We start from the raw sequence: 25788 nt of genomic DNA, 5'->3' as shown, positions 1-25788 counted from the left end.
TTTTGGCGTACGGTGGCCATCTAATGTCGCTGCGCCGTGCAGGGCGCGGGCTGCCGTCTCGATCCATCGATGCAGGGCCACGTTGCCCGGTCGATTCTTCGAGACAGGCCGCGCCTGATCACGAAAACGAGCGATTTTTCGAAGGGTCAAAATTGACAGGCCAAAGGAGACAACCGTGGCACGCTATATCAACGCCGACGATCGTGCGCTTATCCTCGATGCACTTGCAAAGTATTGCTGGGGCTACGACGAAGGCGATTTCGACATGCTCGCCGATGCCTTCACAGAAGACGCAACTACTGGCGGCACGGTAACGCATACCGATATCGGATGGGGCCCTGTAGTCGGGCGTGCCGAAATCGTCGCTGTCCTCTCTGGAATCCGCAGATCTCAGACGGATCAACGTCGCCACATCATCAGTACCGGGCGGTTCGAAGAGCAAACACCCACAACTGCGAAGCTCTCGATCTACATCGTCGTTCTCGCCTCAAAGGATGGCGAGACGCGTGTCGCGACGGCTGGCCGCTACCTCATTGAAGCCGTCAAGGAGACCGATGGCGAGTGGCGGATACGGCGGCTGGACGCGATTCTCGACAGCGCTTTTTGACGATTCTGTCGATAGCTGCGAGGACATGTATGAACAATGAAGTGTTTGACTACATCGTGGTTGGCGGTGGTGCGGCCGGGTGCGTCGTTGCGGGCCGGCTCAGTGAAGACCCAACCAAGCGGGTGTTACTGCTTGAAGAGGGGCCTCATGACAGGTCCATATTCATCAGAGCTCCGGGTGGATTCTTTAAGCTACATGGAACGAAGCGTACGTTCACATATGCAGGGGAGCCTGAACCTGCCTGCGGCGGTCGGACGTATCCGTTTCTTCAGGGACGCGTGTTGGGCGGGGGGCTCTCTATCAACGCGATGGTCTACATGCGCGGTCAGAAGGAAGACTTCGAAGACTGGCGAAACATGGGGTGCTCCGGATGGGGCTATGAGGATGTATTGCCGTACTTCCGGATGTCCGAAAGCAATGCACGCTATTCCCTGCCGTTTCACGGGGTAGACGGCCCGCTAACGATATCCGACGCCGATCACCGTCACGAACTTTCTAATGCGTTTGTCCGGGCTGCGCAGGAAGCGGGCTATCGTGACGGCCGACCGATTCCGTTCAATCCGGATTTCAACGGCGGTATGCAGGAAGGGGCAGGCTTTTATCAATCGTTCACGTACAGAGGAGAGCGCGTTAGCACCGCGCGAGCGTACCTGGACCGCAAGCAAAAAAATCTGGCTGTGCAGACGGACGCTATGGTGACCCGAATCATCGTGGAAAATCGTCGAGCGGTGGGTGTGGCCGTCAGGACGCGTTCTGGCGAACACAGGGTTTCGGCTCGAAACGAGGTGATACTCTGCGCGGGGGCCTTCATGAGCCCCAAGATCCTCATGCTCTCGGGCATTGGGCCTGCTGCGCATCTCGCTGAACTAGGTATCAAGGTTGAGGCAGACTTGCCGGGGGTCGGGGCGAACTATCAGGATCACCTGATCACACCCGTCGACGCGATCTTGAAAGAGCCTGTTAGTCTGATGGGGCAGGACAGAGGGTGGAATGCGGCGCGCAACGGTTTCCAGTGGTTAATGTTCCGAACTGGCGCACTGGCCTCGACCGTAGTCGAATGTGGCGGATATTTTGACATTGACGGCGACGGAAGGCCCGAGATCAATTTGAACGCGCTCGCTGTCTCTTCTGCGGGTTGGGGAGACCCGCTGCCTCAGGACGTGCACTGTTTTTCGCTTGCACCGTTATGCCTGACCTGCCATTCGAAGGGGGAAGTTCGTCTGCGGACCCGAGATGCGGAGCAACCACCACGAGTACTTGGAAACTTTTTTGCCCATGAGCAGGAAATGAGAAACCAGGTGGAAGGCGTCCGTCTGGCACGACATATAATGCGCGCGCCGTCGCTGGCGAAATATCTGAAATCAGAACAGCTGCCGGGGGCCGCTGTTTCGGACGAAACCAAGGATATCGAGGAGTATATTCGCGCACGAAGCTCCACCGGTCTGCACGCAGCCGGAACGTGCGCGATGGGCGTCACGAACGATGCTGTTGTTGATCTTCAACTGAACGTGCGGGGCATTGAAGGATTGCGCGTAGCAGATGCATCAGTAATGCCGAAGGTGGTTCGCGGAAACACCGCAGCCGCGACTATCATGATAGCCGAGCGAGCGGCAGATTTTATCCGCCGTTCCGGCAGTGGAAAGATTGAGAAACTCCAGTCTGTCGCAAGCGTTGCAACCGCGATATAAATCAGGCATGAAGTCTGGCGGATCTTAACGGAGACCGCTCGCGGCGCGCGATTGCTCACGATGTAACGGGGCGATGTGCTCGTTGAGTGTGACATTTGGCAAAAAGAGACGGTAGACATCAGTGTCTACCGTCTCTTTTTTGTCCATATGCCTTCCGAGTGATGAGTGAATTGGAGCGACGGGTTGTTGCTACCGTATTGAACCAGATGTGGTCACTGCCACTGATGTCGTTGGGTGTGGTCCATGGAAAGGATGCACCGCGCGATGTGCCGCGATGTGTACGGTATCGTCAGGCTCCAGCGCTCAGCAGGCGGGCGTCCATCGACTTACCCGCCGTCCAGTTTCGTGATGATCTAGTGCCGGAGGGCTAGCCGCGGGAATATCTGCCGGCCGTTGGAGACAAGAACAATGAACAGCAACCCACCATTCAGAAGGAGAATGGTCGCTGAAGGGACGCCGAGCAAACTTAAACCATTGTTCAATATCGCAAACGTCAGTGCACCCAAGGCAATTCCCGTTGGTGAACCGACCCCGCCACTGAGCGTAACGCCTCCGACAATTGCAGCAGTTGCAGCCTGGAGTACGAGGTCTGTGCCAAATCGCGAAGATGCCGTTGACAGGCTGATCGAAGTCAAGGCACCCGTCAGTGCGGCAAGGGCGCCCGACAAGGCGAACGCAACGTAAAGGGCAAGCGATACGTTTGCACCGGCCATTTCGGCGGCTCTCCGGTTACTGCCTGCTGCCCGGATGTCGCGGCCGACCCGCGTGAATGCCAGCATTCCTCCCGTCAGAGTGAAGACCCCGAGTGTGATCAGACTGCGTGTCGAGAGAATGCCGGCGATTGCTGAGTCCAGCAGATCGGCCTCCTCGAAATTGTTGTAGGCCAACACCTGGCCACCCTCGAGCCAGACAGCGACGCCATTGAGGAGGATCATCGAGCCGAGAGTAGTGACGAGGGAAGATACCCGCAACGTGCGCGTGAGACCGCCGTTTGCAAGGCCAATCGCGATTCCGGCTGCGAGGGCCGCCGCGATGCCAAGAATCGGGTGAGACTCTCCGCATTTTACGAGAACGAGGCCGGCCACCGCGGAGATGGAACCGACGCTCAGGTCGAACTCTCCGGCAACCATTGTTAGTGAAAGACCCAGCGTTACGAGGCCCAGAAGTGCGAACGACTGCAGCAGGGCGTAAACATTACCGAGCGACACGAAATCGCGATTGCTGATCGAGAAGATAAGCAGAAGAGCGATTGGCAAAAAGAGGCGCCACGGGGCACGCTGTATGAGTATGTTCATGGTGTTTGCCTGTCTAGAGAGGATTAGCGGCGCTTTCCGCTGAGGACGCTGCCGATCGCGACCGAGATGAGGACCGCTGCACCTTTGACCGCAAGTTGCGCTTCGTAGGGCAGGTTGTTGACGAGCAACAGGTTCCCGATTATCGCGAGGAAGAGGGCGCCGAATGCGGCGTCCGAAATCCTTCCCCGTCCCCCGGCAATACCGATTCCTCCAACGAGCACCGCGGCGATCGCGCTAAAGGTTAAATCGGTGCCGATCAGCAGATTTGCTGTCCCAGACTGTGATGCGACGAGAACGCCGGCCATCGCCGCAGTACCACCGGCCAAGGTGCAGCTGACAAGTGCAGTGAGCCGGGTTCTCAGACCTGCAATACGCGCGGCAACGCGATTGATGCCGACGAGCCGCAATTCACGGCCGAATCGGGTACGTTGCATAACGATCTCAAGCACAAGCGCCGCGACAACCAGAAGCAGCCCTTGATGAGGTAGCCCCGGAAACAACACACCCAGCCCAAGCCATGATACGTCGCCCTCGCCGATGATCGTCCTTCCGCCCGTGAGCAACGACGCCACTCCCGTAATCACTGATGCCGCTGCGATCGATGCGATGATCGGATTGCAACGCAGCAGTCCGACCGCTAGCCCTTGAAGAAAGCCGATGGTTAGCCCGACCGCCACGGCGGCAACGCATGCTGCGACCGAGCCAAATCCAAGCGCAGACACGAACACGATTGCTGCAAACGCAGCCGTCGCGCCGGTGGAGAGGAGAAATAGCTCGCCGCAAAGCGTAACGGCCGCAAGACCGATTGCCGCAGTGCCGATCGCCGCAGTTGAGTAGACGATCGAAGAGAGGTTGGCAGTTGAAGCAAAGTGCGGGACAACCATTCCCGCTCCGGCGAACACGATCAAACAAAGCAGCCGGACCGTCGTTGCCTGCACACGATTCGGGCTGAATTCGTTGCGTAACCAGATGCGGAATTGCGACTGGTTCGTTTTGGATGCGTTGGGGGTCGAAGAAATCACCATCTTCATACTGCCTCCAGGATACCACTGCCATGCAGAATGTCGTGCAGGATGTCGTCATTGGTCGCGGTTTCTCGCTCCCAAAATCGAACGATGCTCCCCCGGTAGACAGTTACGATTCGTTCTGCAACCTCCATAATCTCCTCGAGGTCCGTCGAATAAAAGATCACCGTCATGCCTCCTTCAGTGAGTTTTCGAATGCGCGTATAGATCTCGGCGCGAGCGCCGATATCGACGCCGCGCGTTGGTTCGTTTAGCAGCAGTAGCCGTGGTTTCGTGCTAACAGCCTTTGCAATTGCGACCTTCTGCTGATTTCCACCGCTTAGCGTCGAAACGTCGTGAGGTAGTCTGCTGGGGTCGATCTGGAATTCGCCGGCGAGGGACGACGCACGGTCGTGTTCTACCGGAGAAGAGATCCAGCCTCGCGTGCTCACTTGGGGAAGAATATGGGAGGTAAGATTGATGCCGATCGGCGCGTCCAGAAAGACGCCTTTTCCGGCACGATCCTCCGGAACGTAGGCGATGCCCTCCGCGTGCGCGGCTTCGATGCTATGCAATAGCACAGCTTTTCCGTCGAGTTCGATGTGCCCGGTATATGCTGGGTGCAATCCTGCCAGCGTTTCGATGAATGCGTCCGCTCCAGATCCTAATTGCCCAACGACGGCCACGATTTCCCCAGGGGCAAATGCCAGATCAAAGGCCTTGAATCGAGCCGCCAACGCGTGATTCCTTGTCCGGATGCGCAGTGTCCCGGAGTCGCGCGGCACTCTGGATGTGGCGTGGTCTCCGCGCACAAGATCGCGGCCGATCATGGCGCGAACCAGTTCATCGTTTGTGAGCTCGTCGGTCCGACGCGTCCAGACGTGCTGGCCGCTCCGGAACACCGTGACGCGATCGGTGAGGGCGAAGATTTCGTCAAGCCGGTGGCTTATGATGACTAGTGACGTGCCTGCATCCCTCAGAGTGCGGAGGACGCTGAACACGCGGCTAATTTCCGCATCTGATAGGGTTGCAGTGGGTTCATCGAGCAACAGTACCTTCGCACCCCGCGCGACCCCGCGTGCGATTTCGACGAGTTGACGCTCTGCCAGGCTGAGGGTAGAGGCAGGCTTCGAGGGATCGATGTGTGACAAGCCGACCGCGTCGAGGTGCTTGCGCACGATCGCATCGAAGCGGCTGCGCAAATAGATGGCTCCCACTTCCGGTGCTCCGAGCATGACGTTCTCGGAGACGGACAAGTGAGGGACGATTGATAGTTCCTGGTGGACGATGGAGATAAGGCGCGGGTCAACACGTTCACCAAGCGCGATCGATACTCCGTCGACCGTGACGGTTCCGGTGTCGGGTTTGACAAATCCGCCGAGGATCTTGACGATGGTGCTCTTGCCTGCGCCGTTTTCGCCGCACAGCCCATGGATTTCCTGACGTCTGAGTTCGAAGCCGACACTGCGAAGTGCTTGCACGCCGCCGTAGCGTTTGCTGAGATCGTGCGCGACGAGTATGGAATCGGTCATGATATTGCCTGCCAAGCAGAAGACCATGGGCGCGGTTTTGTACACCCATGGCACAAAATGGTAAAAAGTCGCCGCACTCGGCTCAGCTGGAGGATTTGGGCCAAGACTTGCAAACGCTATCGACACTCTCTTTTCCCGTTACCGCCGGATGCGGGACGTATCGCAGCTTGTCGGGCGCTTTTCCGTTGAGCAGGTCAACGACGCCATCGATCGCATAGTGCGCTTCGTCCATGGGCGACTGGAGAACAGTGCCGTAGAGCTTGCCCGACTTGAGCAGTTCGACTCCGACGGGCTCGCATCCCGAACCCACAATGGCCATCTTTGCGGGTGCCAGGCCCGCGCGCTCCGCTGCGACAATCGCACCGGCGGCCATGGCGTCTTCCTGCGCGTACACCCCTTTGATGTTTGCGCCGAACTTGGTGAACAGCCCTGCCGCAGCGGTGGTCGCGGTACCTTGATCCCAATTGCCCGGTTGTACGCCGACGATCTTGATTCCCGGTGCAATTTTGGCTAACTCGTCCTCAAAGCCGTGCTGGCGCGCAATGACTTGCGCCTGCCCCACGTATCCCGTAAGTTCGATGATCTCGCCTGTGGTACCCAGTCCCTTTGCCTTGAATCCGTCGACCAGCAGATGCGCTCCAGCGCGGGCCAGGGCCTCGTCGTTCACACCGCTGTATCCGGCCCACAGACTGTTATATTTTTGATCGGGAAGGACGTTCGTCAACAAGAGTGGAATGCCGGCACGCTGGATCTTGTGCATCGACGGAAGCAGCGCTGTGCCATCGATCGCCCACAGCAAGATCGCGGCCGGCTTCTGCGCGATTGCCTGGTCGACCTGCGCGGCTTGCTGAGCTGCATCGAATTTGTTGGTGACGATCTTCAGATCGATCCCTTTCTCCGTAGCGTATTGCCGCGCAGCGGTGTTGTAGGCTGCGCAATAGGCACAGACGTCGTCAGCGCCCAGCAGGATGACCTTTGCGTTGGCCGCAGCTGCATGTGCGGAGGTGGCGGTGGTAGCAACCAGCGCGATCACGGCGGTCGCGCGAGAGATTGTTGAAGCGAGACGTTTGGCGAGATGCATGATAGGCAATCCTTAGAAATGATGAGTCAGACCGATCAACGCTGTGTACTGGTTTAGGGACGTCATGTTTGGATTGTCGGTTCCCGTCCAGTAATACACTTGATCTCGAGCAGCGCCGCCTCTCAGTCGATATGTGTCGACTTCCGCATACAGAGCAGTGCGCTTGGAAAGGAAGTAATTGGCGGACAGCGCGAGAATGTTCGCGTGTCCGGCGCCACCGCCGCCTGAAATGCCAAAGATCTGGCCACCTCCGTTGCCCGATGCGACGGTCTGGCCAGCCGTACAGGTACCGGAACACGAAGATTGCTGATAGTAGAAGTAGCCACCAGACAGCAAAAATGCGGGGGTGACAGAGTACTGTGCGCCGCCGAAGTAAAGGTCTCTTCTCTGGTTATTTTGGCCGCTGTTAGAGTTATGCATGTAGCCTGCAAACAGTGTCGTTTTGCCAATGGCGTAACGGCCGCCCGCAGTCCAAACCTGTGCAAGGCTTGCGCCGTCAGCGCTCTTGTACTGATCGTACGCGCCGGCAATTTCGGCGCTTTCAAAGTTGTACGCAACGCTACCGCCTGCCGTCGCGCCCTTTGCGAGACTCCCGGGCTGGCCACCGAAGCCATAGTCAAGCTGAATCGCTACCGGACCAAAGGACTTCTTGTAGACTGCACTGCTGCTGATCCGGTAGCCGAGCGCCAGATTGTCGCCCGCGACATAAAACGGTGATGCTCCGTCGACCCATATCGGTGCATAGTCGAACAGGATATTCATTGCGTTGTACTGATGCCCGAACGTCAGTGCCCCGTACTTATCGCTTTCGAGTCCGACGTAGGCTTGACGTCCGAAGAGTTGTGGGCTTGTGCTGACAGGTGGGGCGGAACCATCGGCGCCTGAGAATTGATTTTCCAGGTCAAACACCGCCCGGAGGCCGCCGCCGAGATCCTCTGTTCCTCGGATACCGAATTCGTCGGGATTCATGCCACCTGATGCGAGGTACGTCTTGCTGTGCTGGCCGTCAATCGATGAAACGTAGCGAATCCCCGAATCGAAAATTCCATAGAGCGTTACGCTCGATTCGGCATGAGCGATGCCGATCGTTGCGGACATCAGTGCGCCGGCGAAAAAGTGGTGGCCCGCGCGTCGAAGGAAGGATGCGTCTCTAAAGGTCTTCCATTGTTGACGACATACGGAACTCCCGGCTAATTGGACTGGCATGTAATCTTCCCGATGATGTTGGTTATAGAAGGAATGGACGATTGAAATGTATGAAGGCGAAATTCTCTGTACTCGATCAGGAATGCCATCCGATGGACTTCGCTCGCCAGATTGGGTAAAAGAGTGATGGACCTGTCGACTCAGGCATTTGTGAATGGGGACACTCTCGAAGAGGACCCGCATCGATGGCGATGATGTTCGTCGACTGGAGCCGGCAAGTTCGGCTACCCGACAAGATGGGGGGCGATCTTTTTTGGGGATGCGTGACGGTTGCGCAGCCGACGAGCCTGTGCGCCGCCTATCGTGTTAAAGATCAAGGCGGCAAATGGTCAGCGGGATTGGAGGCGCGCGAACGTCGGCCCACCCGGCAGCATCGCGAAAGGTCCTGGTGGCGGGAGGTGGGCGCCATCAGGCGAACGGGCGTTCTAATATCGATATCTATTTTGGCCGCTCGCCATCGCCGGTCGGGAAAATGCTCATTGTGGGGCGCAGCGCATACGCGCACCATTTCCGATACGCTTCGCGAATATGGGGAACGTGTGTTCCTGGTATCGGTGGTGTGACCGATGCATCGCGCGGGGTGGCCGCTCGGTTTCTGTGCGCAGACGCTAATCGGGCACTGGTGGCCTGAAGATGGTCATCGAGATTGGCCTGAATCCTGCTTTGCATTTCACACCTTTCTAAATTCCTCTTCCCTCGCAGCTCATCCATGGCGACACATTTCTCAACCTCGCAGATTTCCGAGGATGACCGCTTCGACTACTGGCGTGACGTGATTTGCCGGACATATGTTGCGGTGACCTGCCTTCCGCTCGAGCGCGAACTGGACGCACGCGTATCAGTGCATGAATGGGGGCCAGCGCGACTCACGGATATTACGTCGTCTCCGATGGCTTACTCGCGGACGACCGACGACATTCGTCAATTGCCCAGCGACGACATACAACTCTGCCTGATCCAGGAAGGTAGTGTGGCGATTGCGCAGGATGGGCGCGAGACTACATTGGGGCCAGGGGATATCGGCCTTTACGACTCGGCGCGTCCATTCGGCATGCGTTTCGGAGAGCAGTATCGCGCGTTCGTCCTGAAATTTCCCCGTCTCGCGCTGTCGACCCGTGTGCCTTCCATTGACAAGGCGATGGCGTTGAAATTCGCAGGGGATTCCCGGCTCGGGGCGTTAGTTAACTCTGTGCTCCGGGAATCGGTAAAGGTCTGGGATTTCGCCGATGAACAGCTCGCCGCGCGGTTGAGCGGTCCAGTTCTTGACATTGTTTCTGTGGCAATAGAGAACGAGCTGCTGGGCGCGCGAGGGGTCGAATCGCGACAGGCAATGCAAGTCGAAAAGATCAAGCGTTACATGCTTGAGCGACTCGGCGATGCGGATCTCGATATCGCGACTATTGCGTTGGAATGCCATATTGCACCGCGCACGATTCATCGGTTATTTGCGGCAGAAGGTACGACCGCTATCCGATGGCTGTGGCAAAAGCGCCTTTCTGCAAGCTATCAGGCGCTATCGGAGGGCCGCGCAAGGCAAGTATCAGAGGCCGCCATCGACTGTGGGTTCAGTGATTTCTCGCACTTCACGCGTGCGTTCAAAAAGGCGTTTGGTGTCATGCCGAATAGCTTGTTGCGAAAGTCGCATTGAAGCCGCCCGTCCCATCGCGGATACGCGGCACACTGACTTGCGGAACGTCACACTACCGTGCGCACGAACAACGGTAATGTGACCATTGTCTCTACATCGATGAATTCGCGCGTGTCATGCTGCACCGGCTCGTTCGCCGGGGAATTCCACGCCGCTTCAGCCGCGCCCACGCTTTCGAACGTATAGATTGATAATGCGTCGAATCCGGATGGGACGTGTGCATGCACGTCACCCCGATTCGCCTCGCGGACCGGGCATTGTCGATACTCGATAAGGCCTGGCAGTTTTGCGACCATCGGGCCGTGCACTTCCTTGTAGTGATGCTCGAATGCTTCCCGTGTCATGCCCGGCTTGCGCTTGAAGAGAAAGGCGATAGTGTGCATAGCGTATTTGAGTCGGTGAAGGCGGCGGAGTTGCCGCCACCACAATGGCTCGGAAAGCGGAGCACTGCGGATCAATAATAGTCAGCGTAATCCGGTCAAAACAGCTGCACATGACTGGGAGCGACAATAGGCTGGTCTACGGCTGCCAGTTTAGGTCCGACGAGTTCTAACTGGGCGCACAGGCGACCATCTGAAAGTGCCGGCCTGCGGGGAATATGGGTGTTAGATTTCTTGCAGGCGTATGGTGCTCATAGATTACGTCACGACTCTGCATTTTGGCACTCAGGGTTTATTCCATTGGCACGCACAGCGAAGCCGCGTTCTTTCACCTACCTACACTTCTCATCAAGCGGTTTGATATTGAGTACATCAGTCTTACCGCGCCCAGTGCTGTTCTTGGAAATTGTTGATGTCGAGTGACGAAAATGGGACTTGGTGAAATATCCTTGCGGTCGCTGGTTGATAAATGGCTTGCGCCAACGCCTGCCAGACCGCTACACGTGAAGCAATTCGGACGCACCGCTAGCGGCGCGCGTTTCGTGGACATCGAGGTGGTGCGACTCGCGGGCCCGCTGAGGATCGCTTTCTTCTATCACGAGGATGGAGGTTGGTGTGTTTTTCCTCCAAACACCGGTGTCGCTCGAATGGCTCGATACGGGACATCTTAGTCTTGTAGGTCTTCGATGCATCCCGACTCGCGGATTATCGTGACATGACCGCTCGCCGCATTCTTCTCGGGCATCCCGTTTCGAACTCATCATCGACACAGACAGCATAGGAGTTGCTTCATGACCGAATCCAAAGACAAAACACTTCGTCTGATCTTTCCGCAGTGGCAAGGGGGCGACAATCCTCCCTACCATTTTGGCGCGAAGCTGCTTGCCTGGCTTGCTCCTGAGCCAACTGGTCCCGTCGAAGAGGTCCCGGTGGCGGCGCCTGGTGAAGAACCACTTCGGATGGAAGATGGCATCATTGCACGCGGTGCTCTGCTCGATCAGCAGCGTCAGGCGCGCCAATTGATTGATAAACATCAACCTGATCGAATCGTGGTGCTCGGAGGCGACTGTCTCGTCGACCTGGCGCCCTTTGCCTATCTCAACGAGCGCTATTCTGGTGAGTTGGCCGTGCTGTGGGTAGATTCCCACCCGGACATCATGACGCCCACGGAGTATTACAACGCACACGCGATGGTATTGGGTAACCTGATGGGGCAGGGCGACCGCGATTTTTCTCGAATGGTTAAGCATCCTATCAAACCGGAGAATGTCATGTACGCGGGTCTGCATGATCCGTCCGAGTGGGAAATGACCGAGATGAAGCGCATAGGGCTCAGGAACGTTGGGCCGACGCAACTTGCGCAAGAAGGCAGCAAACCTGTTCTGGACTGGTTCAAGTCCACAGGTGCGAAACACCTGGCAATCCATTTCGATCTCGATGTCCTGGACCCATCGATGTTCCGCGCACTTCTTTTCGCCAAGCCGGACCTGGCTGCTGACGCCTACATGGGCGTCGCGCGGGGCGAACTGACGATCGAGCAAACGGTGAAACTTCTTGGTGACGTTGCCAGTGTTGCCGACGTCGTCGGCCTTGGGATCGCGGAGCATTTGCCTTGGGACGCGCTCGCCCTGAAGGAAATGCTGGAACGGCTGCCCCTCATCGGCAATGCGACCGCTGTATAGTCGTCACAAGGCCTTATTGCAGCGCGTCAGATGTAGGGCGCCAGCGAAGAACTCCGTTCGCTCAGTTGGCGTTTCGCAATACTTCGTGAGGGAGCCGGCCGTAACGCTTCTTGAATGCGCGGCCAAAATGTGACAGGTCGTTAAACCCGCTATCAAAGGCGGCCTGGCTGACTTGCCGGACTTTTCCTTCGCTCAACAGCCTGTAACTGTTTGCGAGGCGCCGGGTCCAGATCCAGTTGACGGCTGTCGTGCCTTCAGCGGCGAACATCCGGTTGAGCGTTCGAACCGATACGCTGTTATGCACAGCGATCTGTTGGACGCTCAGGTCGGGATCAAGCAAATGCTCCTCCACATACTTTTTGACTTGAGAAAGCGGAACGGCACCTCTTGAGAGACTAGCCGTCGGCAAACTGTTTTCTATGACGGCTGTCAGGATTTCCAGTACACCATTGGCCAAGCGGCTGTCAGCAACATGATCACCCAGGTTTGCCGCGATGCATTCGCGAATCAGGGCACGGGCTATCGCTCCCCCGGGTGATGACCCGTCCAAGAGGTTTGCAGCTATGCGGTCGGTTGAACTGGTCCGGTCTTCCAGCAGCGAACTTGGGATTCTGATGACCTGGGTGGTGGATCCATTTGGGTAGCTGATTTCAGAAGCTTCCTGCGATCCGTATATGACCATATCACCGGGTCCGAACAGCGTGCGATTACCTCGCTGTTTAACAATGCCCTGGCCTTCCACCGCCAGTACAAGCAGGAAATGTCGCTCGTTTCCTGCTGCGATCTGGTTAGGGCCGCGGTGGTAGCTCATAGGAGGAGAGGTGACCTCACTCAGGTCGAGTCCTCCGACTCGACTCGCCCGAATGTTGCCGGCTAAGGACCGGTGATCAAGCCTCCGGCAGTCAACTGTCAGGTAGTTTTTGTAAATGGCGTCCTGCCAATACGCCATCCGTTGAAGTTCAGCTACCTCATTGAGACTGAACTTTGAAGCATTCATGGCTACCTCTCTCCTGACCACCAAACTGCGCGAGTGCGACCTTCGACGATGCGCGATCACTCATTCAGAGTAAATTGAAGTAAACCCTTAATCTTAAGCGGCACGAGCAGTCTAACGGTTGGCGCGAAAAGCAGAGTGGACATGAGCCTGCCGACGTATGGTCTGAGCCACGGTTCCTCGGCGATCCCTTTTGGAGCGCCGCCTGCTTTCCAACTGAGGACATATGAGTTCTATATTCACGCCGCTCACCCTTCGTAGTGTGACGATCAAAAACCGCATCGCGATGGCCCCTATGCTCATGTACACCGGCCAGGACGATGGACGGGTAACCGATCTCCATTTGGCGCATTACGGCGCCAGAGCGCTAGGTGGCGTCGGCCTCATCACGACCGAAGTGGTGGCGGTCGATCGCGCCGGGAGGATCAGCAAGAAGGATCTCGGCCTGTGGGACGACAACCAGATCGAAGGGCTCACTCGTCTTTCTGGTTTGATCCGCGCATGCGGCGCTGCGTCGGCACTGCAACTCGCGCACGCCGGACGCAAGTCGACGGCTGGCGAGCGGATTTTCGCCCCGTCTGCGATAGCTCACAGCGACGATGCGCTGCAGCCTGTTGCTTTGACGCTGGACGAAATCAAAGGCCTGGTGAACGCGTACGGAAATGCGGCTTCACGTGCTGCGCAGACCGGCTTCGATTGCCTGGAAATTCATGCCGCGCACGGTTACCTCATTCACGAGTTTCTCTCGCCGCTAAGTAACTTGAGAAATGACGAGTACGGCGGCTCGCGTGAGAACCGCTGGCGGTTCTTGCTGGAAATCGTCGAGGCGGTGAGGAAGGCATGGCCAGAAGACAAGCCACTTATCGTACGCCTGTCTGCCGAGGATAAGGCGGGCGAGGGTGGCGCGACAATCGTCGACACGATAGGTCTTGGCGAGCGTCTGAAGTCACTTGGAGTCGACGCGCTCAGCGTGTCGGCGGGAGGACTCACGCCCACGTTCGACGGCGAGATTTATCCCGGATATCAGGTTGGGTACGCGGAGCAAATCAGGCGCGCGCTCAATATCCCCGTCGGGTGCAACGGCTCAATCACTTCCAGTGAGCTGATCGAATCCATACTGCATCGAGAAGCGTCCGACCTTGTCTACATGGGCCGTGAACTTCTGCGAAACCCGTTCTGGCTCTTGAATGTGGCGAAATCGGCCGGCGCGAATCCGGAGCTGGCAATCCCCGCGTACGCACGCGCTACAGGCCCTTACGAGCGCGGACATTGAGTTCTTGCTCGCCTCAAGGGACATCGCATTTGCCTACGCGGGGCCATCTGACAAAGCGCACGACACTCCGCGACCGGGATATCCGCGTCATCACATATTGTTAGGGTCAAGCCCCGCGTGCTGGCCGTGGCGCGAGTGGTCGATCGAATGGCGCGGACGTCCGAGAGTAAAAAAAGCGAAGTACCTATAGTCCACCCTACTACCAGTAGATGAAAGTAAGCGGGCAGGAGACGTATGGAAAACGATACCTACGACTACATCATAGTCGGTGGAGGCGCTGCCGGCTGCGTGGTGGCGTCCCGCCTTAGCGAACTCAGTGGAAAGACCGTTCTTCTCCTTGAACAGGGAACACACGATCGAAGCCTGTCGATCAAGGTGAACGGTGCATATTTCCGCGCAATGGGTACTAAGCGCACGATTCAGTACTTTTCCGAGCCGCAACCTTACACGGACAACCGACCAATCCAGGTAATGCAGGCCAATACGCTTGGTGGCGGCCACTCGATTAATGCCATGCTCTATGTTCGTGGTCAGCAAGAAGACTACGACGGTTGGCGCGATATGGGGTGCCTCGATTGGGGGTACAGTGACGTACTTCCGTACTTCAAGCGCGCCGAAAACAACCTTCGAATCGCCAATCAGTACCACGGTAATGACGGCCCGCTCACGGTATCGGATACTCGATATAAGCACGTTCTAAGCGACGTTTTCATTGAGGCGGCAATACAGGCCGGTTCGCGCGCGGGGATAGATGTTGCCGCTAACGATGATTTCAACGGTGCTCGACAGGCGGGCGTAGGCTACTACCAGATTTCCAGTCGAAGGGGGGAGCGTGTTAGCACTGCACGCGCATATCTTCGGCCAGCGCAAGCACGTGGCAATCTCATCATCCAGACCGATACGCGAGTTCTTCGCGTAATCATCGAAAGCAAGCGTGCAGTGGGCGTGCTCGTTCGGGGCCACAACGGGTCCGAAAAACGCATCATGGCACGAGCGGAAGTGATTATTTCGGCGGGGGCGGTTGTTTCCCCCAAGTTATTAATGCTTTCAGGTGTCGGAAATGGTGACGAACTAGAAAGGCTCGGCATCAAGGTACACAAGAATCTGCCGGGAGTGGGCGAGAATTTTCAGGATCATCTGGTGGTGCCGGTGGACGGGGAGCTGAGATCTCCCATCAGCCTGCTTGGGCAAGACCGTGGAATACGAGCGATTCGTCACGGCCTGGAATGGATGTTGTTTCGAAAAGGTGTGCTCAGTTCGAATCTCGTCGAGGCGGGTGGCTTTCTCGATCTCGATGGTGACGGGCGGCCGGAAATCCAGATCCATACGCTGGCGATGGCCTCGACCAGTTGGGGAAAACTTGGCGACATAGCGCCGATTCATGGCTACTCGGTTGCGCCGTGCTGCCTGACAAGTTTTTCCCGCGGGTCGATCAAGCTGAGAAGTTCAGACCCGACGGAGACACCCATCATCGTCTCGAATTATCTGAAGGACGGTCGCGACGTGGAGAACTTGATCCGCGGGGTGAGATTTTCTCGCGAGGTCTTGAAGGCGTCGCCGCTCGCGAACTTCATTAGGCAGGAGACGCTACCTGGAGTCGCGGTCGGTAACGATAGACGATCGCTTGAGACGTATGTACGGCAACATGTACAGATGGCTTTTCACTGCGCAGGCACATGTGCAATGGGCAATACGGAGGATGCCGTCGTCGATAGTCGCTTACGTGTGCGTGGTATTAATGGACTGAGAGTGGTCGACGCATCGGTTATGCCGGTGCTGGTGCGTGGCAACACGACAGCTCCGGTTGCGATGATTGCAGAGCGCGCCGCCGACTTCATCAAGCAAGACGGGACAGACAAGAGTTTCGGTCTTGGTCAAGCATGCGCGAGTTCAGCCACTTACGTCCAGCCTCCGACCGGCGAGGTGGCGTGCATGGAAGCGAGACGCAGATCCGGATAACAGCTCTATCGGACGACGGCTGTGCCATCACATCGACGACATCATCGGGCCTCCGCTAGAAGCAGGACGGAAGAGGCAAATCGAACTTAGTGCCCCGCATAATCGGAGACAAACATATGGACACGCTGGATCACAATAAGACACTGGAAAGTTTGAAAGGTGTACCCGTCAGTAGGATATTCGTGGCGGCATTCATCACCCAGTTTGCGATGGGAATGATCATGCTGCTACGAATCAACGCTGCAACGGCCATCAAGAGCCAGTTCTTCGATGCGGTAGACCCCTTAACTTCGGGGGCACATATCGGAGAGATTCTCGGTGTTCTCTTTCTTGGCTTTGCGATTGCAAATTTTGTCATGTCTCCATTTGTCGACGCGCTCGGAATGCGTCGCGTACATATTGCCGGCATCCTGGTTTTTCTCGCGGGGACGGCTCTTCTGTGCGTCGCCCGTCCTACGGCCGAATCCGCTTATGCGTTGCTATGGGGAGGGTCACTGCTGCAGGGCCTCGCATGGGGAGCGTTGGAGAGTGTGCTCAATCCGCTTGTTGTGAGCATCTATCCCACGCGAAAGGTCGCAAAACTGAATCAGTTTCACGGTGCCTTCGCGTTGGGCGTTCTGGTTGCAGCTCCGCTGTGTATGGCGGTGGAGCGCTATGACCTTGGATGGCGTCTGCAACTTTGTACGGTGTTCCTCCCGTGCATGGTTGCAGTCATGATGGTGTTGCGGCTGAAGTATCCGTTGAGTGAGCGTGTTGTTCACGGAGTGTCGTTCCAGCAGATGTTGAAACATACGCTCAATCGGCCGCTGTTCTATTTTTGCCTGGTCGCGATGTTTCTAACGGCGGCAACAGAACTCGTTCCTAGCAACTGGATTGATCTTACGCTAACCAAAGTGGTTGGTATGCAAGGTTTCTGGTTGGTCGCATTTATCTACACCATTTCTTTCGTTGTAAGGCTTTTTGCGGGGCCGCTCAGTCAGCGCATCGGATCTGCAGGACTTCTGGTCTTCGCATCGGCGCTTGCACTCGCAGGACTGGTTTGCCTTAGCCAGGCGACAACGCCTACGAGTGGGCTGCTTGCGGCATTGCTGTTCGGATGCGGTACATCTTTGATGTGGCCAACGACCTTGGCGTCGGCCTCGGAGCGTTTCCCAGCCGGCGGCTCATTCGCAATCGGCACTATTGCGTCTGCCGGGATGTTGTCGACCTACGTAATGATGCCGATCTTCGGCAAGATGTTTGATGTTGCGAAAGTCAATGCTGCGGGCGGCGCGGCTGCATTCAAGAGCCTCGCAGCAGGAAGTGCGGCTTTCGATAAATCAATGGCAGTTGCCGCAATGACGATATTCAAGAGCGCGAGTGTCATGCCCGTCATCACCCTGGTGTTTTTCGCGTGCCTATGGTTTGCCGACAATCGTAGGCGTCAAAGACGCACGTCATTTCCTGAGTTGAGAGGGCTCAGCCGGTCTTAAGATTTTTCATGGTTAGAGATCCACTGACGCCTGTGTGGCCAGTGGATCGAGTTCATTTGGAGCGTATATGAGCAGTCTGTTTGATCAATTTCGTGTTGGCGACGTGACGTTGCCAAATCGTATTGTGATGGCACCCCTGACCCGTGCGCGCGCGGGCGAGGGTGACGTGCCCACCGAGTTAATGGCTGAATACTACGAGCAGCGAGCCAGCGCAGGTTTGATTATTTCGGAAGCGACGAACGTCAGTCCCCATTCACGTCCCTTCGATAGGGCTCCCGGACTGTACACCGCGGAACAGGTGGCCGGCTGGCGGCAAGTAACCGACCGGGTCCATGAAGCGGGCGGTCGCATTTTTGCCCAGTTGTGGCATGGCGGTCGCATTGGCGCAATGGGGTTGCTGAACTGGCAGGAGCCGGTTTCACCGTCAGGATTCAACGACGATATTGAGAATTTGCATGTTTGGGGGCTACTAGCCAACGGCAACTACGTCAGGGTTAGCGCCACTCCTTCGCGCGCAATGACGACTGACGAGGTCCAGGCAACGATCCAGGAGTATAAGACTGCCGCGGCGCATGCCAGGTCGGCTGGCTTTGACGGTGTCGAAATCCACGCGGCAAGCGGATATCTGCCGCATCAGTTTCTCTCTGCCCATGTCAACCGTCGTGATGACCAGTACGGTGGGTCGGTCGAAAATCGCGCGCGCTTCCTCGCGGAAGTTGTCGATTCCGTTTCGGAGGTGATGCCTCTGTCACGTGTTGGCGTTCGTGTCTCGCCTTACGCGACTTACAATAGTGCGCTGGATGACGCAGTGGAGGAAATGTACGGGCATGTCGCGGAGTTCTTGAACAATCGCGGGTTAGCTTACGTCCATATCGCCGATCAAAACGGCTGGTTCGGTGCTCCGGACATGGACAAGATACTCAAGATATTCTCGCCTCGGTTCACAGGGCCGCTGGTCGCTAACGGTGGCCTGACGATCGATACTGCGAAAGCGATGGTCGAGGATGGCGTTGTTCAACTGATCGCTTTCGGACGACACTTCATCGCCAATCCTGATCTGGTTGATCGGATCCGTGTAGGCGCCAAGCTTAATGCGCTGCAGGAAAAGGGATTATATGCGGGGGGAGGGGTGGGTTACACAGACTATCCAAGTATCTGACTAAGCGGTGGCCGCGCTGTCCGAAGACAGCGCGGCCCTTTGTCAGGTCAGAAGCGGTAACCTGTTTAACATATTCTTCATGGCTAGGGCGTCCCAAGGTAGATGCTCGGTGATTCCGAGGCCCACGACGTCGACTTCGACCGCAACGTCGCTGATAAGCCGGATGACCTGTTCGATCGACATGGATCCTTGAGGGACGCTATCCCAGGTGTGAGGAGCGTCGGCGGGATTTGCGAATAGCAGCGATCTGAATCCTGCCGGGTCAAGTACGTCAAGGTCGAAATGAATGGCCAGATGTTTCGCTCCAGTCTCTTTCAGCCAGCGGATAACCGGCGCGCTGTCCTCCGCCAGCTCTGCTGCTCCCGCGTGTCGGAGCCGTAGCCGACTAATAGATGCACTTTCGGCCTCCGACGTCTCCTTAAGACCCGCATACATGACGTTGCTCGGATTGAGTGGGCGGGGTACGTTCTTGACGAAATCGGGATCGCCTTCTCCAAGCAGGTTTGCGAGCACCATAGCATGCGCGTGCCGGAACTCGCGGGGCGTCATGATATCTGGATGAGCGTCGATCCATAGAACTGCAAGTTCGCCGTCATATCGCTCGTTTAGATAGGCGAACGGAGCCAGGTCGACCAGACAGTCGCCGCCGAAAACGACGATACGGTCAGGAGTGTGCCGTTCAATAAGCTCGCGTGCTGAATGCAGTTGGGCCAAAAGGGCGCTGCGGCCAACGATTCCTTCTTCCAAAGGCAAAGGAGACTCGTCAGGTGGAGTGATCGGCACCGTCTCAACCGGACCCTGTGCTGCCGGAGCTAGCCAGGACAAGAGCTGTGCCCCAAAAAAGTACGGCGGATTATTGCCGCCTTGCCACTGCGGCATGAGAAGACGTAGTGTAGTGTCGCTCTTGGATTTCATTTATCCCTTTCTCCCAACAATGGATATCCCCTGAGCTTCACACGCCGTTCTAGAACGGTCTCGACTGTGTGCGCCAATACATATGCTGAGCGCGCCAGCTCCTACGAAAAGGGCGGACTGACGAGAGATCAGGTGTTCACGAAAAGTCCATGGCTAGCGACCTCGTTTCGTCCGTACCCGTTTGTCAACGCGTGACGAGCAGGCGCAATCCTAGAAGGACAAAAACCGTTCCGGCGATTCGATCTAGGATTGCTCCTGCCTTAGGGCGCTTGTTGAACCATTGCCCGATCGCACCGGAAAAATTGCCTAGTAAGCCAAATAGCACCGCGGCCTGAGCAGTAAAGATCAATCCCAGGCCGGCCGTTTGAAGACCGATGTGGCCATTCTTTGCGATCACAAATTGGGGCAGAAAGGACAGGAAAAAAAGGACGACCTTCGGGTTGATCGCGTTCGCGAAGACACCCTTGAAAAAGAGCTTCGCGAGGGAGTTTTCCGCCAAATTTGCTTTCTCGACTTTCACGGCGCCCGCTTCACGAAGCGCGTTGACACCAAGCCATATCAAATATAGACCGCCGACGATCTTCAAAATGGTGAATGCGGTCGGTGAAGCGGCGATCAGCGCGCTGATACCGACAGAAGCAAGGAACGTGTGGCTAAGGCAACCAAGAGCACAACCAAGACCGAACACCATTCCTCGCGTTCGGCCCTTCGACATGCCCATTCCGAGCACGGCGAGATTGTCCGGCCCGGGGGTGGCTGTGATGAGGATTGCTGCGAACAGGAATCCGAATGACTGTTGTAGGGTTAGCATGGCAGACCGCACTTCTTGATAACGAACCGAAATTATAACGAGCCATCGCGACCGTCATGTTCTAAATTATTTCAAACCAGAACCATCAGGTAATAGGTGACACGACGGCACGCCTCACCATTCGTCGCGGACCCCATGGCGCGGGGAGAATATGGAACAGACCTCAAATCGATTTCCACATCCATAGTCTGATCGACGTCACGCTGTTGACGGAGGCGAAGCGGATCATGACGTGGAGCGGCATGTGTGAAAGGTGCTTGCAACAATGGCGTCATGCAAGCAGGCGTCTATCGCGCAGGGTGTGGTGCCCGCTAACGTTCAGGTCGTTAACGAAGGGTGGTGAACGTCGAACTGGTATTCGAATACTGTACTTGTCGATCGATTGAGACGTTCCCGTTCGGAACGAGTGACCTTCCAAAACATCGCTTCAATTTGTCACTCTGACGTTTTAGAGTTGGAGTGCATTGTGTCCACCGCTACGTGAATTTAAACGCCAGTGGATTCGCGAGTGGACTGGTGGGGCGTTTTTTGATTCGCTTGCTCGCTGTGTGATAGATGTGGACGCCAAACATGGAACTCAGTCATTGTGATAAAGAATAGTACCGCTCCCTTTGCAGCATTTCTTCTCAGAATAAGTCTCGGAATCCTCTTTCTCGCCCACGTAGGGCTTAAGATTTTCGTGATGTCGGTGCCTGGTTTTGTCGGATTCTTCGCATCGCTAGGGCTGCCTGCTATTGCTGCTTACGCGACCATATTCCTTGAGTTGTTGGGTGGCATCGCGCTGATTTTGGGAATCTACGCGTCATGGGTTGCGATTCCACTTGCACTCGAAATCGTAGGAACAGTCGTGATGGTCCACGGCAAGCATGGATGGCTATTCACGAACAAGGGCGGTGGATGGGAATATCCCGCCCTGTGGGCGGTCGCACTAGCTGTGCTCTTCTTGCTCGGGGACGGTGCGTATGCGTTGAAGCGGCCCTCGAGAAGCATGTCATAGTGCGACGCAACGCTGTCTAGGACTACTGGAAGCGTCGACGGATCCGACCGGGAAATCTGTCCGCCGCGGTCACGTCACGGGTGCCTCTAGCCTTCCGTAATAGCCGTTCGACGCGGTTCGAGGAGGAACACTAAGCGCGACAGGACCGCATAAGCCAACGGCTGGATTGTGGAATGAGCGACGCTGGGTGGATTCCAAAAAAACCTGGTGGCTCGGGTTGCGGAACGTCGGCCACGGCCACGCAGCCCGCAGAAGGCGAAATCCGCATCCTCCCCTGTGCCGAGAAGCTGCGCGCGGCTGCAGCGTGTCGCGAATCCAGCGCCCAGATTGCCGTGATAACCCGCGCCTTATCGCGGCGTCGGGCAACATCTATGGCGAAGATCTGTTTGCGACATCCTGCCGTGTGCGATTGCGGTAGGTTGGTAACTCGATTGCCATGCACACGGAAGCTGACCGCGTCCCTGAGCAGGCGGGCGATTCCGTGTCGTTCGGGGGCTTGTATCTGGAAAATTTATGCCCCATGCCTCGTAGAGACACTCCCAGCCGTGGCCTCTTGGAGGCATCCCGTTCTTTACCTTCCAGTACCAGTCCAGCGAATTTGCCGCCTGTTCCGTTCGGAGGCGACGCTCCCACTGCGCGCGAAAAATGGCTAAAAAGCGATGGTCGGGCAGTCGAACTGCGCCGGACAGGAGATATCGGTCTACCCCGCTCTCAAATCGGTTGATCCTCTTATCCACGTATCGGTTTCCTCTCTCGTATGCCGCCCAAAGGCTTGCTGCAAACGCAGTGGGAGCTTGGCAGCTTAATTGAGAAGAATAACTGCGTGCCAACGGCAGCCGGGGCTCGGCTATTTCCAGGTAGCGCAACAGCGGCTCATATATATGATTGAAAACCGCGTCGGTCTTGCGCAGTTTGTCATGCCATGCGTCGATCGCATGTGCCAGTTCTTGCAGGTCTGTATCTCCACCACCCGTAAATGTCAAGTCACGATATCGGATCCATAACTCGATATATTCCCGAAGAAACCGTTCTTGAGGAGCAGATTCGAACCTAAGACGGATACGCGTCAGGTCTTCCGGCGTGACAGTGCTGTCGAGCACTTCCCAAAGTAAGGAATGTAACCAGAGGCGAGCTGTCGCACCACCTGGTAAGGCGTGCAGTGCGCCGGTCAGATCAACCTTGTATTTGCCGCGTGGCCCTTCAACTGGACATCGTTCGCCGCGCAAATACTGATACATGATCTTGCTGTTAGGGGCAGATCGATCCGCCCGCTGCGTCCCATCGTCTGCTCCGAAAAAGACCGAGCGTCCTAGACGGCTGAGTCGTGAGGCCGTTTGGCAAATATTGAGTACGGCGGCGGCTGCCCACGACATTCCCTTCAATCCCCGCAGACGTCGAGAAAGTGACATCTCCTTTCGATCTTGAATATCTGCCGGCGCCGGCAAAAGTCGGCGCCAGTATCGGTAATCCTGGATGCAAGAGCGGTCCGGAGCTTCGTCAGCCATTGGGAGTCCCCAAAATACACTAATGCACCGCCGGCGCGAGCCCTTGCCGAGTCCCCCGGAGCCTCGGCTGGTGAGGGTTCTCGCACCAGGTTGTCGTCTCGACGTCGTGAGCTTGACTTCTGTGGCTAGGCTTCACATTGGCGCGCAGTACGTAGTCCTAGAGGCGGATATCGGGTTACGAGTAGCACTCAGGAACTAAACGATATGACCTTGTGCTTCGAAGCTCGGCAACTCTCAATTGGGAATCGGCTATCAGTAGTCGATAGGAAAGATATATCGATTGCTGGTGATCAATCGTGCTGGACGCCTGCCTTGACGTCCCTCAGGGCGGAGTGCTGGAAGCTTTTACAACCTTCTCACGCAATGCAAATTCACGAGGTACTTAAGTTATGAAGCAAGGTCCGTGAAAATCGCCAAGCAATAAAAAAGGGCACCCGGTCCTGCGAAGACCAGACGCCCTTTCGTCTCGGCCTGATCGGCAGAGTGGACAATCAACAAATCCATGATCTGCCGAATCCGGCCTCAAGTCAAGATTTGTTTAATGGAGGCTGGTATGAACTCGTCTGTAGATTTCGTGCGTTCGGACAAACCCGTAGCTGGCGGCATTATCAGGGGCGGTAAAGCTCCAGACCGTGATTCAAAGATGGTGAATGCGAGTTATAGGCGACTGCACGGAGCGCTCTCGCAGACACCGCGAGCAGTAGTTCCGTGCGCCAGGAACGTGGTGGAGCGGATCTTCGCCGCCAAGGAATCGCTTGTGGACCGAAGACTTCCGCCGCTTTCGCCGCGTGCCGTCAGCAGCGATCACGAGCGGCGAGAGATCCGATTTGTCATTGGGCCAGACACACCCAGCCGTAGAAGGGAGTTGGCCGCATGTGTGAATCATCTCGCGGGTCCGCGAGGACAAAAGCTGGTCGTGCCACGCAAGCACGGTGGACTCGACGAGCAGCTTGGTGACATCAGGGCATGGGTGACAGATCGATGTGCTCAATATGCTGCGCGGCGGGTCGTTGTCGGCATAGACGGAATGGACCAATGGCTGACATCAGCGAGTGCAGCTGCGTCTCAACTGCGAGCGATACTGAACGTCGGCGCCTCGGTCGCGTGTGCGGTCGACTCAAGATATGGGGATTTCCGTTTGCTGATGCTTCACCTGCGCATTCTTGGGATCGAGGTGATCTGCGAGCCATATTTCCCGAAGAGGCTGACCGGTGTTTCGACTGGTCCCGAGATGCAGCGTCTCTCGTCCGAAGCGAAGTGCGGGGTACCAGTTCGGCAATTCCCCTGTGTCCAGACCCCGGCACTGGCCGCATACGCGTTCGACCTCCAGCACGTCAAGATGCGCCCTACGTGGAATAACCGGGCCGGCCAGCAGCGGGAGTTGACGCACCGCTGGTCAAGCGAAGGCGGGACTCATTCCGCTTTTTCCCAATACAAGCAAAACGAATACGCGCGGTTATATCGGAACGACTTTGCCATCAATCGCCTTCTGCGTGAGTTGTTTGACGTTTAAGCATGGGAGCGATCACAGCGACGCTGAACTGCTGCGTGTGATGTCATGGTGGTCTTCGCCAGAAAGCGCGCAGCAGGCGCTTCGCTTGGCCCGACTGCAGCGCAATGATCAAAAAAGCAAAAACGCAACGAAATTGCGTCGTCCTCGATTTTGCGATCGGCTGTGAACCGGCTTGGCAACTTCTCCTATCCTCCCGAAGCGTCTCTAAGACGCTTCGGGACGTTACTGGTATTGGAGGGTGACATGACGACAGATGCGTTGAGAATCCGAAAAGGAACGCTAGCGCGCAAGCTCAAGGAACAGGCTAGCGCCAAAGAGAAGGGATCGCATCAGCGTTGGCTGCATACCCGGGACAGGCCAGGCGCTGGAATCACAACGCGACTCGTATGCGACAAGGCGGCAGGCGGGGAACTGCATTTGTTATCCGAGGCAGAGCATGCCGAATTCTTGGAGGGCTGGTACCGGCGAGATGTGAAAGTTATCTACGATCAGGTTGCACTTGACCGCGATAAAACCCGGCGAGCGGCAGCGTCCATCAACGTTGCGCATCCATTCTATCGGCATCTCGACGAGCCTTCAGTATTTAGTACGGCCCTCGTCTACCTCACAGGGCAAGGAGTGACTCTCAACCGGGAGGCCAGGTCGATCAGGTCCACGCGTAGTGGCAAAAACGGCGAACTGACGCGTTCTCAACTCATAGAAAAGAAGGCGTGGGAAGACGATGGAGTTTCGTATTTTGTCGTCAAGGCTAACGGCATGCATGCGCGCCGTTCCAAAAACCTCGCGTGGATATTTCGAGCGCACAACGACACGATCGGCCGCGATCTCTCTGACGTTGAGATGGGCGCGCAACGTGAATTGCTTCGTCTTTTTCGACTGAGGAAAGAGATGCGAGTCATCGATGCCTGCGGACTCGCAGATCGAACGTTGCATCTCTCTGTGGGTTCGGGCGTACGGGCGTTTCGACAACTCGCCGGTGCAAGACAGTTAACGTTTGATCTCGACGTGTCCGACCCGCTTGAGCTTAGGGTCGCTGAAATCTCGCGTTCAAGGCGCTAACGGCAAAT

22 protein-coding genes are annotated in these 25788 nt (G+C 56.6%); 12 read left to right on the top strand and 10 right to left on the bottom strand.

Annotated elements, in window-relative coordinates; all coding sequences use genetic code 11:
* The first annotated feature begins 175 nt into the window (after positions 1-175).
* Together QEN71_RS12015 and QEN71_RS12010 are read left to right on the top strand one after the other, a co-directional pair.
* A complete protein-coding gene (locus QEN71_RS12015; protein ID WP_201658321.1) occupies positions 176-607 on the top strand; it encodes a nuclear transport factor 2 family protein in 432 nt (143 codons plus the stop codon).
* Between the two features lie 29 nt (positions 608-636).
* Positions 637-2295, top strand: a complete 1659-nt coding sequence (locus tag QEN71_RS12010; RefSeq protein WP_201658318.1) for a GMC family oxidoreductase — start codon at positions 637-639, stop codon at positions 2293-2295.
* Positions 2296-2648: 353 nt separating this feature from the next.
* On the opposite strand, the gene QEN71_RS12005 is transcribed toward QEN71_RS12010, so the two are convergent.
* From QEN71_RS12005 to QEN71_RS11985, 5 genes are all read right to left on the bottom strand, one after another.
* Positions 2649-3590: an ABC transporter permease gene (locus QEN71_RS12005; protein ID WP_201658315.1), complete on the bottom strand. Its 942-nt coding sequence runs from the start codon at positions 3588-3590 to the stop codon at positions 2649-2651.
* A gap of 23 nt (positions 3591-3613) precedes the next feature.
* Positions 3614-4621, bottom strand: a complete 1008-nt coding sequence (locus tag QEN71_RS12000; RefSeq protein ID WP_201658312.1) for an ABC transporter permease — start codon at positions 4619-4621, stop codon at positions 3614-3616.
* Positions 4618-6126 (bottom strand): sugar ABC transporter ATP-binding protein, encoded by a 1509-nt coding sequence (locus tag QEN71_RS11995; RefSeq protein WP_233472069.1) that lies wholly within the window; start codon positions 6124-6126, stop codon positions 4618-4620. The genes QEN71_RS12000 and QEN71_RS11995 overlap by 4 nt, the downstream gene beginning before the upstream one ends.
* Positions 6127-6208: 82 nt before the next feature.
* The gene (locus tag QEN71_RS11990) at positions 6209-7207 is read right to left on the bottom strand and encodes a sugar ABC transporter substrate-binding protein (RefSeq protein ID WP_201658309.1); all 999 of its coding nucleotides are present in this window, start codon (positions 7205-7207) and stop codon (positions 6209-6211) included.
* A 12-nt stretch (positions 7208-7219) separates the two neighbouring features.
* Positions 7220-8305 carry a porin gene (locus tag QEN71_RS11985; RefSeq protein WP_201658306.1) on the bottom strand — a complete coding sequence of 362 codons (1086 nt, stop codon included), beginning with the start codon at positions 8303-8305 and terminating at the stop codon, positions 7220-7222.
* Between the two features lie 293 nt (positions 8306-8598).
* On the opposite strand from QEN71_RS11985, the gene QEN71_RS11980 reads away from it, so the two are divergent.
* Together QEN71_RS11980 and QEN71_RS11975 are read left to right on the top strand one after the other, a co-directional pair.
* A complete protein-coding gene (locus tag QEN71_RS11980; RefSeq protein WP_201658303.1) occupies positions 8599-8976 on the top strand; it encodes a hypothetical protein in 378 nt (125 codons plus the stop codon).
* A 146-nt stretch (positions 8977-9122) separates the two neighbouring features.
* Positions 9123-10061, top strand: a complete 939-nt coding sequence (locus tag QEN71_RS11975) for an AraC-like ligand-binding domain-containing protein (RefSeq protein ID WP_201658300.1) — start codon at positions 9123-9125, stop codon at positions 10059-10061.
* A 47-nt stretch (positions 10062-10108) separates the two neighbouring features.
* Here the strand turns inward: QEN71_RS11975 and QEN71_RS11970 are convergent, their stop codons facing one another.
* Entirely contained in the window at positions 10109-10519 is a 411-nt protein-coding gene (locus QEN71_RS11970; protein ID WP_201658297.1) for an EthD domain-containing protein, read from the bottom strand.
* 713 nt (positions 10520-11232) lie between these two features.
* Between QEN71_RS11970 and QEN71_RS11960 the strand changes: the two genes are divergently transcribed.
* Positions 11233-12123: an arginase family protein gene (locus QEN71_RS11960; RefSeq protein ID WP_201658295.1), complete on the top strand. Its 891-nt coding sequence runs from the start codon at positions 11233-11235 to the stop codon at positions 12121-12123.
* 61 nt (positions 12124-12184) lie between these two features.
* Here the strand turns inward: QEN71_RS11960 and QEN71_RS11955 are convergent, their stop codons facing one another.
* Positions 12185-13120 (bottom strand): helix-turn-helix domain-containing protein, encoded by a 936-nt coding sequence (locus QEN71_RS11955; RefSeq protein WP_201658293.1) that lies wholly within the window; start codon positions 13118-13120, stop codon positions 12185-12187.
* A gap of 223 nt (positions 13121-13343) precedes the next feature.
* Between QEN71_RS11955 and QEN71_RS11950 the strand changes: the two genes are divergently transcribed.
* The 4 genes from QEN71_RS11950 to QEN71_RS11935 all read left to right on the top strand — a co-directional run bounded on the left by QEN71_RS11950 (position 13344) and on the right by QEN71_RS11935 (position 18980).
* A complete protein-coding gene (locus QEN71_RS11950; protein WP_201658291.1) occupies positions 13344-14390 on the top strand; it encodes an NADH:flavin oxidoreductase/NADH oxidase in 1047 nt (348 codons plus the stop codon).
* Positions 14391-14624: 234 nt separating this feature from the next.
* Positions 14625-16349 (top strand): GMC family oxidoreductase, encoded by a 1725-nt coding sequence (locus tag QEN71_RS11945; protein WP_201658289.1) that lies wholly within the window; start codon positions 14625-14627, stop codon positions 16347-16349.
* Positions 16350-16465: 116 nt separating this feature from the next.
* Positions 16466-17821: an MFS transporter gene (locus QEN71_RS11940; protein WP_201658287.1), complete on the top strand. Its 1356-nt coding sequence runs from the start codon at positions 16466-16468 to the stop codon at positions 17819-17821.
* A gap of 67 nt (positions 17822-17888) precedes the next feature.
* Positions 17889-18980, top strand: a complete 1092-nt coding sequence (locus QEN71_RS11935; protein ID WP_201658285.1) for an alkene reductase — start codon at positions 17889-17891, stop codon at positions 18978-18980.
* A 42-nt stretch (positions 18981-19022) separates the two neighbouring features.
* On the opposite strand, the gene QEN71_RS11930 is transcribed toward QEN71_RS11935, so the two are convergent.
* Together QEN71_RS11930 and QEN71_RS11925 are read right to left on the bottom strand one after the other, a co-directional pair.
* Complete coding sequence (locus QEN71_RS11930) at positions 19023-19895, bottom strand: arginase family protein (protein ID WP_201658282.1); 873 nt, start codon at positions 19893-19895, stop codon at positions 19023-19025.
* 184 nt (positions 19896-20079) lie between these two features.
* Complete coding sequence (locus tag QEN71_RS11925) at positions 20080-20706, bottom strand: LysE family translocator (RefSeq protein ID WP_201658279.1); 627 nt, start codon at positions 20704-20706, stop codon at positions 20080-20082.
* 586 nt (positions 20707-21292) lie between these two features.
* On the opposite strand from QEN71_RS11925, the gene QEN71_RS11920 reads away from it, so the two are divergent.
* Positions 21293-21703, top strand: a complete 411-nt coding sequence (locus tag QEN71_RS11920) for a DoxX family protein (protein WP_201658276.1) — start codon at positions 21293-21295, stop codon at positions 21701-21703.
* 347 nt (positions 21704-22050) lie between these two features.
* On the opposite strand, the gene QEN71_RS11915 is transcribed toward QEN71_RS11920, so the two are convergent.
* The gene (locus tag QEN71_RS11915) at positions 22051-23208 is read right to left on the bottom strand and encodes a hypothetical protein (RefSeq protein ID WP_201658273.1); all 1158 of its coding nucleotides are present in this window, start codon (positions 23206-23208) and stop codon (positions 22051-22053) included.
* Between the two features lie 724 nt (positions 23209-23932).
* On the opposite strand from QEN71_RS11915, the gene QEN71_RS11910 reads away from it, so the two are divergent.
* Both QEN71_RS11910 and QEN71_RS11905 read left to right on the top strand, forming a co-directional pair.
* Positions 23933-24721, top strand: coding sequence for a hypothetical protein (locus tag QEN71_RS11910; protein WP_201658270.1), 789 nt, complete (start codon positions 23933-23935; stop codon positions 24719-24721).
* Between the two features lie 243 nt (positions 24722-24964).
* Complete coding sequence (locus tag QEN71_RS11905; protein ID WP_201658267.1) at positions 24965-25780, top strand: TnsA endonuclease C-terminal domain-containing protein; 816 nt, start codon at positions 24965-24967, stop codon at positions 25778-25780.
* The last annotated feature ends 8 nt before the right edge of the window (positions 25781-25788 follow it).

The sequence above is a fragment of the Paraburkholderia sabiae genome, from assembly GCF_030412785.1.
GTDB classification, from domain to species: Bacteria; Pseudomonadota; Gammaproteobacteria; order Burkholderiales; family Burkholderiaceae; genus Paraburkholderia; species Paraburkholderia sabiae.
This window is presented reverse-complemented; position numbering and strand designations above follow the sequence as displayed.

What these genes read in the sequence shown, in the direction of transcription:
- QEN71_RS11995 (WP_233472069.1), bottom strand. Translation starts at nt 6,126, where the DNA reads ATGACCGATTCCATACTCGTCGCGCACGATCTCAGCAAACGCTACGGC.
- QEN71_RS11950 (WP_201658291.1), top strand. Translation starts at nt 13,344, where the DNA reads ATGAGTTCTATATTCACGCCGCTCACCCTTCGTAGTGTGACGATCAAA.
- QEN71_RS11925 (WP_201658279.1), bottom strand. Translation starts at nt 20,706, where the DNA reads ATGCTAACCCTACAACAGTCATTCGGATTCCTGTTCGCAGCAATCCTC.
- QEN71_RS12005 (WP_201658315.1), bottom strand. Translation starts at nt 3,590, where the DNA reads ATGAACATACTCATACAGCGTGCCCCGTGGCGCCTCTTTTTGCCAATC.
- QEN71_RS11930 (WP_201658282.1), bottom strand. Translation starts at nt 19,895, where the DNA reads ATGAAATCCAAGAGCGACACTACACTACGTCTTCTCATGCCGCAGTGG.
- QEN71_RS11955 (WP_201658293.1), bottom strand. Translation starts at nt 13,120, where the DNA reads ATGAATGCTTCAAAGTTCAGTCTCAATGAGGTAGCTGAACTTCAACGG.
- QEN71_RS12010 (WP_201658318.1), top strand. Translation starts at nt 637, where the DNA reads ATGAACAATGAAGTGTTTGACTACATCGTGGTTGGCGGTGGTGCGGCC.
- QEN71_RS11960 (WP_201658295.1), top strand. Translation starts at nt 11,233, where the DNA reads ATGACCGAATCCAAAGACAAAACACTTCGTCTGATCTTTCCGCAGTGG.
- QEN71_RS11915 (WP_201658273.1), bottom strand. Translation starts at nt 23,208, where the DNA reads ATGGCTGACGAAGCTCCGGACCGCTCTTGCATCCAGGATTACCGATAC.
- QEN71_RS11990 (WP_201658309.1), bottom strand. Translation starts at nt 7,207, where the DNA reads ATGCATCTCGCCAAACGTCTCGCTTCAACAATCTCTCGCGCGACCGCC.
- QEN71_RS11905 (WP_201658267.1), top strand. Translation starts at nt 24,965, where the DNA reads ATGACGACAGATGCGTTGAGAATCCGAAAAGGAACGCTAGCGCGCAAG.
- QEN71_RS11985 (WP_201658306.1), bottom strand. Translation starts at nt 8,305, where the DNA reads ATGTCCGCAACGATCGGCATCGCTCATGCCGAATCGAGCGTAACGCTC.
- QEN71_RS11980 (WP_201658303.1), top strand. Translation starts at nt 8,599, where the DNA reads ATGGCGATGATGTTCGTCGACTGGAGCCGGCAAGTTCGGCTACCCGAC.
- QEN71_RS11945 (WP_201658289.1), top strand. Translation starts at nt 14,625, where the DNA reads ATGGAAAACGATACCTACGACTACATCATAGTCGGTGGAGGCGCTGCC.
- QEN71_RS11935 (WP_201658285.1), top strand. Translation starts at nt 17,889, where the DNA reads ATGAGCAGTCTGTTTGATCAATTTCGTGTTGGCGACGTGACGTTGCCA.
- QEN71_RS11940 (WP_201658287.1), top strand. Translation starts at nt 16,466, where the DNA reads ATGGACACGCTGGATCACAATAAGACACTGGAAAGTTTGAAAGGTGTA.
- QEN71_RS12000 (WP_201658312.1), bottom strand. Translation starts at nt 4,621, where the DNA reads ATGAAGATGGTGATTTCTTCGACCCCCAACGCATCCAAAACGAACCAG.
- QEN71_RS11975 (WP_201658300.1), top strand. Translation starts at nt 9,123, where the DNA reads ATGGCGACACATTTCTCAACCTCGCAGATTTCCGAGGATGACCGCTTC.